This window comes from candidate division KSB1 bacterium, from assembly GCA_034505495.1.
In the GTDB taxonomy this organism is placed as follows: Bacteria; Zhuqueibacterota; Zhuqueibacteria; order Residuimicrobiales; family Krinioviventaceae; genus Fontimicrobium_A.
Genome location: JAPDQV010000063.1, coordinates 1 through 12,714 on the forward strand (window position 1 = coordinate 1; position 12,714 = coordinate 12,714).

The 12,714-nt window shown below is 56.1% G+C and carries 6 protein-coding genes; all 6 read left to right on the forward strand.

Annotation, left to right across the window (positions count from 1 at the left end; all coding sequences use genetic code 11):
• On the forward strand, positions 1-208 hold a 208-nt coding region (locus tag ONB24_14880), incomplete at its 5' end, for an N-6 DNA methylase (protein ID MDZ7317394.1).
• Between the two features lie 131 nt (positions 209-339).
• Entirely contained in the window at positions 340-645 is a 306-nt protein-coding gene (locus tag ONB24_14885) for a nucleotidyltransferase family protein (GenBank protein ID MDZ7317395.1), read from the forward strand.
• A gap of 369 nt (positions 646-1,014) precedes the next feature.
• On the forward strand, positions 1,015-4,638 hold the full coding sequence (locus ONB24_14890) for a carbohydrate-binding protein (GenBank protein MDZ7317396.1): 3,624 nt from the start codon (positions 1,015-1,017) through the stop codon (positions 4,636-4,638).
• 12 nt (positions 4,639-4,650) lie between these two features.
• On the forward strand, positions 4,651-8,331 hold the full coding sequence (locus ONB24_14895; GenBank protein MDZ7317397.1) for a lamin tail domain-containing protein: 3,681 nt from the start codon (positions 4,651-4,653) through the stop codon (positions 8,329-8,331).
• A 234-nt stretch (positions 8,332-8,565) separates the two neighbouring features.
• Positions 8,566-10,320, forward strand: coding sequence for a T9SS type A sorting domain-containing protein (locus ONB24_14900; protein ID MDZ7317398.1), 1,755 nt, complete (start codon positions 8,566-8,568; stop codon positions 10,318-10,320).
• 126 nt (positions 10,321-10,446) lie between these two features.
• Entirely contained in the window at positions 10,447-12,594 is a 2,148-nt protein-coding gene (locus ONB24_14905) for a CotH kinase family protein (protein MDZ7317399.1), read from the forward strand.
• The last annotated feature ends 120 nt before the right edge of the window (positions 12,595-12,714 follow it).

A 12,714-nucleotide genomic window follows, 5' to 3' on the forward strand; every position in this document is an offset into this window, starting at 1 on the left:
CTTGCCTGACCGCGCCGACAGTGAACGCAGCTGGACGGTGACGCGGCAGGAGATCGAAGCGCGTAACTTTGACCTCAAGGCGGTCAATCCCCATCGCAAAAACGACGAGGACACGCGCACGCCGGAGGAGCTGATCGAGCTGATCCGCGCCAAAGGCCGGGAAGTCGAAGAGGCGCTGGCGGCGTTGTCGGCTCAGAATGAAAGATGATCGACTCGGATGCATCTGAAGCTGCTTGAATGGATCTTGCTGCCCTGCTGGTCCGGCGAGTGTAAAAGCATCGCAGACTGGTTCATGGAGGAGCGAAGCATTGAGAGCATGAAGGTAATTGAGGCGTAAGCATGAATCCTGCACTATCTATGCCGCGTGAACAAATCGCAGCTTTTTGTCGAAAACACGGCATTCGACGACTGGCGATTTTCGGATCGGCGCTGCGGGGGGATTTTCGTCCCGACAGCGATGTGGTTGTGTTGGTTGAATTTAATCCGAACCGCATTCTCACGCTGTTCAAGATCGCCGCTATGGAACGGGAATTATCGCTAATTTTCAGCGGCAGGAAGGCGGACTTGCGTACGCCGCAGGATCTCAGTCGCTATTTTCGCCGACAAGTCATGGAGGATGCAGACGTGCAATATGCGGAGGGATGACCGAGTAAGCTTTCGTCTTTAATTGCCGTTGCCAAGATCAAAGGTTGAAATGACCAACCCTCTTTTCCATTTTCACGTGAACAATCAAGACGTTTTGGTTTCAAGTATTTCCTGCTTTCATTTATAATTGACCCCTTCCAAACTCGTCAAAAAATTTGAAATTTGTAGTTATCGTTCCAATGCTCCTCATCGACAAACGGTTTTGGAATCCCCCTGGTTGTTCAAATTCACATTTAAGATTTGTAATGGTCAAAGGCGGGTTGCATGCAAAAGCTGTTGCGATAGCGTTAAAGCCCCCATAGTTTACAATTTGTATTTAATCCAAGATTTCTCTATATTGAAAAAAGTTAACACAAAATTAACACAGTCATGTCCAAAAATGCCAATAAGTTCCAAGCCGTTTGGGCTTTGGTGCTTTTGATTTCACTTCCAATTTACGGTCAACAGACGCCCTTTCGCGGCGTGCCGAGCAAAATTCCCGGCATCATCGAGGCGGAGGACTATGACCTTGGCGGCGAGGGCATAGCCTACCATGACGTTGACCTCGAAAACCAGGGCGGTGCTTATCGGCCGCGCGAAGCCGTAGACGTCGAGACGTCGAGCGAGCACGGCTACAACATCGGCTGGATTCAGCCCGGCGAATGGGTCGAGTACACCGTCGACGTGCAGACGGCCGGCGTGTACCGCATCGACGTGCGCACCGCCGCCGAAAGCGCGCCTGGGGCCTTTCACCTCGAGCTCGATCGCTTTAATTTGACCGGCACAGTCACCGCGCCGGTCACCCGCGGCTGGCAGACCTGGACGACCGTCTCCATTCCCAATATTTTTCTCCGCCAGGGCCAAGGCGTGCTGCGGCTCTATATGGAATCGGCCAATTTCAACGTCAATTACCTCCAGTTCACTCTGGTCAAGGTCACCCAGCCGCCGACCGTGACTCTCACCTCGCCCTTGGACGGCGCCCGATTGTTTGCCGGCGATGTTGTCACTCTTTCCGCAAGCGCAAGCGACCCGGACGGCACCGTGCGGTATGTCGAGTTTTTCGTTGACGGGACGCTGATTGCCAAGGATACTGATGCGCCGTACGCCGTCGAGTGGCGGCCGAAGCGTACCGGCAAGTGCGTGCTGCAGGCGCGCGCCGCGGACAACGACGGCGGTTCGGCGCTGTCGCAGCCGGTGACGGTGGAAGTGAAATTCCCGAACTATTCTCCCGGCCCGAATTTTTCCGTTGAGCGCGGTTTTTATGAAAAACCCTTTGATTTGCAGATTTCCACGGACATTCCGGGAGCCGTCATCCGCTATTCACTGGACTGCTCCAATCCCGTCGCCTCGCCGACCGCCAAGCAGGCCGGATCCACGGTGGTCGTTCGCATCGACCCGCAGAGCCGCACCGATCGCGGCGATACGCCGGGAGTAATTGTCCGCGCTGTCGCCGTAAAGGACGGCAGACAGGTCACGCGCGTCCAGACCCATTCCTACATCTTTGTCAACCGAGTGCGCTGGCAAAAGCGGCCGCTCAACTGGCCCGATTCCGGCATCAACGGCCAGTACATCCGCTTCGACGTTTCGCGCGAGGTCACTCTCGACGCCCGCTACAAGGACTGGATCGAAAAGGCGCTGCTGGATTTGCCCAGTTTTTCGCTGGTCACGGACATGGAGAATCTGTTTGATCCGCAAAAGGGCATCTATGTCAATGCCGTGCAACACGGCGAAGAATGGGAACGTCCGGCTTCCATCGAGCTGCTCAACCCGGACGGCTCGGCCGGCTTTCAGATCGACGCCGGCGTGCGGATCCGCGGCGGCTACAGCCGGCATCCCGCTTATCCCAAGCACGCGTTTCGTCTTTTCTTTCGAGAAGATTACGGCGCCGCCAAATTGGAATATCCGCTTTTCGGCGACGAAGGCGTGGATAAATTCGACAAAATCGACCTGCGCTGCAGCCAGAACTATTCTTGGGCGAACGGCGACGTGTTGGACACCGGCACGCGCGACGTGTTTTCCCGCGATCTGCAGCGCGAGATGGGGCAGCCCTACACGCGCAGTCGTTTCTATCATCTGTACCTGAACGGCATGTACTGGGGATTGTACGAGACGCAGGAGCGCTCCGAGGCCTCTTACGCGGCGAGCTATTTCGGCGGCAGCCGCGAAGATTACGATGTCGTCAAGGTCGATGCCGGCTACAACCGGCCTTACACCATCGAAGCGACCGACGGCAACCTCGACGCATGGCGGCAGGTGTGGGAAGCGTGCAACAAGGGCTTCAAGGTCAATGCCGACTATTTCGCCCTGGAAGGGAAAAAGCCGGACGGCACGCCGGACCCTGCGGGCGTCAAGCTGGTGGATATCGACAACCTCATCGACTACATGCTGGTCATCTTTCACACCGGCAACTATGATTCGCCGGTCTCCAAGTTCGGCAGCAACAAAATGCCGAACAATTATTATGCGATTTACAATCGGGTGAGAAAGGACGGCTTCAAGTTCTTTGCGCATGACAATGAACACACGCTGTTGATCGACCGCGTGAACATCGGCGACGGCATCGAGGAGAATCGCGTCAACATCGGCCGCATTTCGGGCGACCGCAAAATGGTGGTCAACAATTTCTACCAGTTTCATCCGCAGTGGTTGCACTTTAAGCTGAGCGAAAACGCCGAATATCGCCTGCGCTTTGCCGATCACGTCTATCGTCATTACTTCAACAAGGGCATTTTCCTGCCGGAACGGTCGCGCGAGCTGTTTTTGAGCCGTACGCGCATGTTGGAGACCGCGATCATCGCCGAGTCGGCGCGCTGGGGCGATCTGACCCGCTCCAAGTACGGCTCTTGGGAGCCGGTGGTGCGCCGAATTGCCGATGAGTATTTCCCCGAGCGTTACGACATCGTTCTTCAGCAGTATTACGAGGAAGGTCTGTATCCGACCATCGATCCGCCCGATTTCCGCCTAAAAGGAAGACAGATTATAGACGAAAAGCTGCTGATCCAATCTAGTGATCAGATCGAATTCGTCAATCCGAACAAAGGTCAAAGCAAAATCTATTACACTCTGGACGGCAGCGATCCGCGCGCGGTCGGGGGTGCGGTTGCGCCCGGAGCGCTCGAAGCAGCAAACCAGAGTTCGGCGACGATCCCGGCGACGGCGGTCTTGGCGGCGCGCTGCAAAAGCGGCGAGGTATGGAGCGCCCTGCATAAACTGACTCTGATCGTCCCGACGGATTACAGCAGTTTGAAAATTACCGAAATTCACTACAAACCGCTGCCCGACGGCGAGGTGAGCGGCAATGAGTACGAATTTCTGGAATTTAAAAACATCGGTCGCGAGGTGCTGCCGCTCGGCCTTGTGTCGATCGTCAAAGGCGTAAGTTATACATTTCCGCTGTCGGCTCGACTTGCACCCGGCCAATTTCTCTGCCTGGCTTCCAATGCTGCCGCTTTCAAAAAGCGGTACGGTTGGGAGCCGTTCGGAGAGTATGAGGGACAGCTGGACAACAGCGGCGAGAGAATTGTCATGGTCTCGGCGGCCGGCGATACCATTCTTTCGGTGCGCTACAACGACAAAGCGCCGTGGCCGACCGAGCAGGACAAGACCGGGCGTTCACTAGTCGCCAGGGAACTCGAGCCGAGCATTGACCCCAACAATCCCGACTACTGGCGCGCTTCTTACTGGGTGAACGGCTCGCCGGGGCAGGACGACAAGATTGCCGCCGATGCCGCGGTGACTGCGCAGCGGTTTTCCTACCGATTCTACCGGAACAGTCCCAATCCCTTTAACAGTTCTACGCGCATCGAATTTGAGCTCGCCGAAGCCGCTCGCGTCGTCATCGAGCTCTACAACCTGCTCGGACAACGGATCCGCAGGCCGGTCGACGACTGGTTTGTCGCCGGAAGACACGCGCTGCAGTGGGAGGCTGAAGACTTGGCCGCCGGTGTTTATCTGATGCGCATGGAAACGTCGACCGGTTTTTCAGCCGTATATAAAGTGACTTTAATCAAATAATCTGCCGCAGGCATGAAGTTCAAATCCGTTTGGCTGCTTCTTTTCTCCGCCGTGCCGTGTATCGGGGCGGTGCGGATCAACGAATTCATGGCAGCGAACCGGACGGTTCTGGAGGATCCGCAGGAAAAAGGCGAGTATCCCGATTGGATCGAGCTTTACAATTCCGGCAGCGATCCGATCGATCTCAGCGGATGGACGATTTCAGACGACCCTTTTGACGAAACTCAGCGCCTGCCGAGCGGCATAAGCATCCCCGGCAAAGGTTATTTGCTTTTGATCGCCGACGGCGAGCCGCATCAAGGCCCACGGCATCTCGGCTTTAAACTAAAGGCGGAAGGCGGATCGATTTACCTGAATGCCGCCGGTGCCTGCGTCGATTCCCTCCGTTACCCGCCGCAGCAGAGTGATCTGTCCTACGGCCGCGCACCGGATGGGGCTGATCAGCTGCTGTTTCTGTCTTTTCCCACGCCGGGGCGCGCCAACCCCACAACCGGCTTCCTCGGTCGAGTCGGAAACGTACTGTTCAGCAGACCGCACGGCTTTTATGATGAGCCGTTCGAGCTGATGCTGAGCGTCGACCCGCCGCAGGCGGAGATTTTCTATACCCTCGACGGCAGCGAGCCTTCCGATCGGGAGGAAGGCTCGACAAGGCGCTACCGAGGCCCTCTGCACATCAGTACGACCACCGCCGTCCGCGCCCGCGCCTTTTTGCCGCAATGGCAGCCGAGCGGCTCCGTCACCCAAACCTACATTTTCCCGCAGCAGGTCATTCGCCAGCCCAAAAATCCCCCAGGGTTTCCACGCAATTGGGGATTGAGCGGACTCGGCGACTATGAGATGGATCCGCATGTGGTCAATCATCCGAAGTACAGAGATGAGATCATCAGCGATCTGTTGAGCCTGCCGGCGATCTCGCTGGTCATGCCCGTGGACGACTGGTTCGGCGACAATGGCCGCGGCATCTATGTGCAGGGGGAAAATGACGAACGTGCCTGTTCGGTCGAATGGATTCCGACGGACGGCAGCGAAGGGTTTCAGATCAATTGCGGCGTTATGGTCGTCGGCGGCACGAGCCCGGACCGCTGGAAAATCGACAAGCTTTCTCTGCGTCTCAAGTTCAAGCGCGAATATGGAGAGGCCAAGCTCCATTACCCGCTTTTCGGCTTTTCTGCGACGGATGAATTCGATACAATCGTTTTGGATGCGCGCTGCAACAACACCTGGGCTTACGGCGGCAGCGTGCGGGTGCAGGGCCGCGATCTGCGTCAGAACGACATTGCCCAATACACTCGCGATCCCTTTACCGCCGAGCTCCAGCGTCTTGCCGGCGGCTTGGCGCCGCACGGCCGACAGGTGCACCTCTACCTCAACGGCCTCTACTGGGGGCTCTATTATCTGCACGAACGTCCGGATGAGCACTTTGCCGCGGCTTATCGCGGCGGACGGGCCGAGGATTACGACGTTGTGAAGCATAATCCCGACCAGGTCGTCGCCGGCAGCAACGAGGCTTACAAACAGATGTTTGCCGTCGCCAACTCTTCCCGACCCCTCGAAGAAAAGTATGTCCTGTTGGAAGAAATGCTCGATCTGGATGATTTTATCAGCTATCTGCTTGTCAACTTTTACCTCGGCAATTATGATTGGGCGCATCAAAATTGGTACGCCACGCGCGCCAAGAGCGGCCGCGAAAGCAAATGGCGGTATCACAGTTGGGACGCCGAGCACGTCATGGAAGCCGTCGATTGGGACGTGACGGGCAAAAACGACGACGGCGGCCCGACGCGGCTGCATCAGGTTCTCAAGGATCATCCCGTATATCGCCGCCGCTTTGCCGATCGAGTCTATTCGCTGTTCTTCAACGACGGAATATTGTCGACCGAACGGATCAAGGCGCTCTATGCCCGCTTTGCCGAGGAGGTTTATCGGCCGATCGTTTGCGAGTCGGCGCGCTGGGGAGACAGTCGCCGCGACACCCCTTACACCCGAGATGTCGAATGGATCAGGGAACGCAATTGGCTGCTGAACCAGTATTTCCCGCAGCGAAGGGAAATCGTGCTCGACCAGCTGCGCAGGCGGGGACTCTATCCGCGGGTAGAGCCGCCCCGGTTTCTGATCGCCGGCCAAGAGACGAACGGCGGCCGCATTTCGCCGGGGACTGCATTGACCCTTCAAGCCGCGAGTCCGATTTACTATACTCTCGACGGAACCGATCCGCAGGCAGAGGGAGAGACGCGGCGCACGACCTGGGTGCCGGTAGGAGCGGCCAAAAAAGTGCTGGTGCCGAGCACCAGTTACGGCATCCGCTGGCGCAGCGATTTAAGCTATGACGACTCGCAGTGGCTGAGCGTCGTCGGCGGCGTCGGTTATGATCTGGACGGCACTTATCGCCCCTTTATTAATTTTGATACCCGCAGCCTGATGTATGACCCCCGGAACGGCAAACCGACTTCCTGCTATCTGCGCATTCCTTTCAAATTGGAAGAGGAGCAGCTTGCAGGCGTGCGCAGGCTGTATTTGAAGATGCGCTACGATGACGGTTTTGTTGCGTTCATCAACGGCGGCATTGCCGCGTCGGCTAACGCTCCTGCCGTTCACTCTTGGGATGCCGCCGCTCTGAGCGCGCGCGAAGCGTCCGAAGAGGAGTTGTTTGATTGTTCATCCGTCATCAAGCGCCTCAAGGCGGGCGACAACCTCTTGGCCATTCAGGCGATGAACGTGAGCTCGAGCAGCTCCGATTTCCTTATCACCGTGGAGCTGATCGCTGAAGAGGGTAAGAACAGCACGCCCTCGCCGAAAGCCATCCGCTACGAAAAGCCGATCGTAGTGGAGCGTACGACGCTTATCGCGGCGCGCACAACTGACGGCTATGAGTGGAGTCCGCTGCACCGCGTGCTGCTGGCCGTCGCCGACCCGCTCCCGTCGCTGCGGATTACCGAGATTCACTACAACCCCCTCTCCGAGGCTGACCGCGACGGCTCATCCTACGAGTTTATCGAGCTTAAAAACATCGGCGTTAAGGCGTTGGACCTGGGGTTCAGCCGGTTTTGCCGCGGTATTGGCTACACCTTTCCGGCCAATGCCCGCCTGGAACCAAACGCGTTCTATGTCATCGCTTCGGACTCGGAGGCGTTTTACAGCCGCTATCACTTTCCGCCGAACGGCGTTTTTTCGGGCAACCTTGACAACGCCGGCGAGCGGCTGGTTCTCATCAATGCCGCCGGCGACACGATCATCGATTTGCGCTACAACGATCGTCCGCCATGGCCCAAAGAAGCGGATGGAAGCGGCAAGTCGCTGGTCGCCGGTGAGGTCGAACCGCGGGGAGATCCGAATCGCGCGGAATACTGGCGCGCCTCGGCGCTGATGCACGGATCCCCCCGCCGCGATGATCGGGCAGCCCTGGAAGTCGTCTCTGCGCAAGCTCAACCCGCTCGTTACGAGCTGTGGCCGCCTTATCCCAATCCCTTTAACACCTCGACCGTCCTTCGTTTTGCTCTGCCCGTCGAGGGTCAGGTGCGAGTGCGTCTGTTCAATCTTCTTGGTCAAGAAGTCGCCGTGCCGGTCGATGACCGTATGAGTGCGGGCGTTCATGACATCACCCTCGATGCAGCATCGTTGAGCTCCGGCGTCTATGTTGTCAAGTTCGAGGCCGGAACTTTTAATCGCCTGCGAAAAATAACGGTTCTAAAATAAAAAAGCATTCCGTAACTTTACTATCATGCTGTACACTCATTTGGAATGATTTTGGAACTTTAATAGTTAAAACTCATCGAATAAATAGACACGTTTTCGAACATTGATGAATTTTAAGGAAGCTCGGCAATAAAAAATCCGATTCGGAAAATATATTTATGCAGCAGGATTTGGGGGAAGCGGCTGTTTTTCATATTTTGGGCGGTATATTTTGCGCCCGCGCAGGCGGCCGAAGTGAGATTGACGGCGCCGGATGGAGCGCCGTATCGGCGTTTCGGCTATAGTGTGGCCCTGAGCGGGAGCACGTTGGCCGTCGGAGCTCCGGGTTACGCTTTGGAAGACGGATATCGCGGCGCCGTTTATATCTACAGGCTGGTCAATTCCGTCTGGACGCTGGAAACCGTTTTAAAGCCTATCGATTCCGATCCCTACAACTATTTCGGCAGTGCCCTTTCGCTCTATCAGGATAATTTGTTGGTCGGCGCCCACGCCGATACACTGCATGGCCGCACCAGCGGATCGGCTTATCTATTCAAACGTGTCAACGGCGCCTTTGTGCAGAAGGCGATCTTTCGTTCGCCGACGCCGTCGGCTGCCGATCTGTTCGGCAAAAGCGTCGCGATCAACGCTTCCGTTTGTGCAATAGGCGCGCCTGCAGCGGGCGGCGCTGTTTCATCCTCCGGAACGGTTTATGTCTACAAGCCGGATGCTTCCAGTCCCTCCGGATGGTCCTCGGACACCATGCTGCTTCCGGGAACCAGCGTTGCCAACGATATGTTCGGAGCGTCGCTTTCCGTCTCCGGCCTGCGTCTCATCGTCGGCAGCCCGTTCAAATCCGCAACCGCCGGAAAGGCTTATGTGTTCGAAAAGATAAACGGTTCCTGGACACGCAAGACTCTGTCTCCCGCCGACGGCACGTTGAGCAACCGTTTCGGTTTTAGTGTTGCCATAGACGGCAACCTGTGCGCCGTCGGCGCCTATCGCGATGACGTCGGCGATTTCGATGTCGGCTCGGTCTACATCTATCGTTATGATCAAGGCAGCTGGGTTTCCGAGGCCAAGCTGGTCGCCGCCGATGCCGATTCGGGAGACTTTTTCGGTTATTCTTTGGCGCTTTACGGCAGCTTTCTGATCGTCGGCGCGCCCGGAGACAACGGCCTTTACCGCGACAGCGGTTCCATTTACGCTTACCAGCGTTATAACGGCAACTGGCAACTCAAGACCAAAAAGTCCTTGTTGATGCAACAGCTTCTCGACCGTTTCGGCTCCTCTGCAGCGGTGGGCCAAGTGTACGCTATGGCGGGTGCGCCGGAGAAAAAGATCGGTAATGCCGAAAAGCAGGGCGCAATGTATGTCTATCAGACCTTCGAGGATTTGGCTCTGCCGGTGCTGCTGTCCTCTTTTACCGGCGAATGGGAGGATAACCGCATCGTATTAAGCTGGACGACCGAGTCGGAAAAGGATAACCTCGGCTTTCTTTTGGAGCGGCGCAGGCCGAAGGAACCATGGCAAAAGATAGCCGATTTTTCTACGCATCCAGAGTTGACCGGTCGCGGCACGGCAAGCGAACCGGTAGTCTATCGCTTTATTGATCAACCGCCGGGCGATGCGGACGAGCTCGTCTATCGGCTCTCCTTTATCGATATCAACGGTACGGCGGTCGCCCTTGAGCAAACTCTTCTCAAACGAAACGGCACAGCATCTGCGCTGTCAGAATTTCGTCTCTTTCCGGCATATCCCAATCCCTTCAATCCGCAAACGACGCTTTCCTATGAGCTTGCCCGCACGTCGAGGGTGGAGATCATCGTTTTCGATGCTGCCGGCAGGCAGGTACGCCGGCTTGTCGATGCGGCAGAGGCCGGCGGTCGCCATGCCGTGATCTGGGACGGCTGGGACGATGTCGGTGATTCGGCTCCGGCCGGCGTCTATTTCGTGCGCTTTTCCTTCGACGACTTGCGAAAAATGCAAAAGATCGTCTTGGTCCGTTAAGTAACGCCTTCTCCGCCTATTTCCCGCAACGAAACCCTTTGATTCATTTGCAAAAATGATTAAACTCTATATTAAAACAATATAAAGTTTTGCTTTTTTTCCGGATTGGAGAGCTTGGGAGAGTAGATGAAGCCGTTTCGTTTCACAACTTTGATATTGCTGCTGAGCGCACCCATTTTTGCCGCACATCATTGGGAGGCGCTGGTTTCCGCCGGTGATTTGTGGCGCTACTTTGTGGGCACGAGCGAGCCGCCGGCGCAGTGGATCAGTCTTGATTTTAAAGATGCGGCTTGGCAAACCGGTCGCGGCGGATTCGGTTACGGTGACAATGACGATGTGACCGTGGTACCGGCGACACTCTCCATTTACCTGCGTCGGTCCTTCGAGGTAAAGGATCTCTCCAAAATCGAACGTCTGCTGTTTATAATCGATTATGACGATGCGTTCGTCGCTTACCTCAACGGCGTCGAAATCGCCCGCTCCGCCGGGTTGGCCGATCCGCGCCCCCCTTACAATCGGCCCTCGACCGTAGGCCGCGAGGCGGTTCTCTATCAAGGCGGCACTCCTGAATCCTGGCCGGTCGATCTTGGCCTGCTTCGGCAGGGCATGAACGTTTTAGCCGTCCAGGTTCACAATCAGGACATTTCATCGAGCGATCTTTCGGCGATTCCTTATCTTTTGGCAGGCATCACGGAAACGACCCGCAGATACCAACCCACACCCTCCTGGTTCGTCGAGCCGTTCGATTTCGAATCGTCCAATCTGCCGATCCTCATTATAGACACGCAAGGGCAGGAAATTCCCGATGAGCCGAAAATCATGGCGCGCATGAAGATCATCGACAATGGGCCGGGAGCGCGCAATCGCCTGACCGACCCTCCGAACGGCTATGACGGCTGGATCGGCATCGAATCGCGCGGCAACGCCTCGCAGATGTTCGAGAAAAAACCGTATTCGTTCGAAACCCGTAATGAAGACGGCTCCGACAATGACGTCAAATTGCTGGGGATGCCGAAAGAAAAGGACTGGATTCTAATCTCCGCCTTTATTGACCGCACGCTCATGCGCGATGCCGTGGCTTATTATCTGTCGCGCTCGCTCGGCCGATGGGCGCCGCGCACACGCCACGTCGAAGTATTTCTCAACGGCGATTACCGCGGCGTCTACATCCTGGTGGAAAAGATCAAGTGGGGCAAAAACCGGCTCAACATTACCAAGCTGGATACCATGGACATCAGCGGCGACGCCGTAACCGGCGGCTACATTTGGGCCGTTCAGCAGGCGGATCCGACGGACGTGGTGTTCGGCAACAACGGCAATCAACGCGTGCTGAAATATCCCAAGGCCAACAAAGTCCGGCCGCAACAATTGGCCTATATCCGCCAGGCTGACGATTTCGTCAAGGCGCTGGTCGATAAACCCTATTTCAGCGACCCGACGCGCGGCTATCATCAATACATCGACGTCTCCTCTTTTATCGACGAACTGCTCGTACAGGAAGCGACGAAAAACTCGGATGCCTACGGCTGGAGCGGCTTTTTTCATAAGGATCGGCTGGGAAAAATCTGCGCCGGTCCGGTTTGGGATTTCGATCAGGCGCTGTCCAATTCAACGTACAATGAAGGCGACATCGTCGACCGTTGGGTGGTGGAGGATTGGGACCCGTCGATGCCGCGAATTTGGCTCAAGCTGTGGAACGATCCGGCTTTTAGGGAGGATGTTGCGAATCGTTGGTTTTCTTTGCGCAGCGGGCCGTGGCGAACCGATCGGATCTTTGCTTTTGTCGATTCCGTGGCCGCTTATCTGAACGAAGCGCAGCAGCGTAACTTTAAACGCTGGCCCATTCTGGGTCAATTCCTTTGGCGCGAAACTGCCGGTTATGAGAAACGCAACACCTACCAAAAAGAAGTCGATTATATGAAAAATTTTATCCGCGATCATACGGCCTGGATGGATGAACAACTCCAGGGTTATGTTCGCGTCGAGCAAAAAGAGTCTCTTTCCCCGCCGCAAGTCGTTCTTTCGCCCAATCCATTTTCGGATCGATTGGAGCTCTCGGTTACGTTGCCGCGAGAGGCGTATGTGGCGGTCGAGATTTACAACGCGCTCGGTCAACGGGTGCGTCGAGTGTGGGAGGGGACCGCGCCGAGAGGAACGGCACGCTTTACTTGGGACGGCGCTGATGAAGGCGGTCACCGAACGTCTCCCGGAGTTTACTTTTGCCTCGTCAAAGGAGGGGAGCTGAGTCAGCGCTTTAAGCTGATCAAGTTTTAATCTGAGGTGTAAGAAATCCAAGCGTTATTTATAGTTGTTCGGGATAAAAATAATCAATCAATTTTTCAATAGGGGTCAAACCGTTAAGAGAAGCATGCGGTTTGACCGTGTTGTAATAAT

What these genes read in the sequence shown, in the direction of transcription:
- ONB24_14905 (MDZ7317399.1), top strand. Translation starts at nt 10,447, where the DNA reads ATGAAGCCGTTTCGTTTCACAACTTTGATATTGCTGCTGAGCGCACCC.
- ONB24_14890 (MDZ7317396.1), top strand. Translation starts at nt 1,015, where the DNA reads ATGTCCAAAAATGCCAATAAGTTCCAAGCCGTTTGGGCTTTGGTGCTT.
- ONB24_14895 (MDZ7317397.1), top strand. Translation starts at nt 4,651, where the DNA reads ATGAAGTTCAAATCCGTTTGGCTGCTTCTTTTCTCCGCCGTGCCGTGT.
- ONB24_14885 (MDZ7317395.1), top strand. Translation starts at nt 340, where the DNA reads ATGAATCCTGCACTATCTATGCCGCGTGAACAAATCGCAGCTTTTTGT.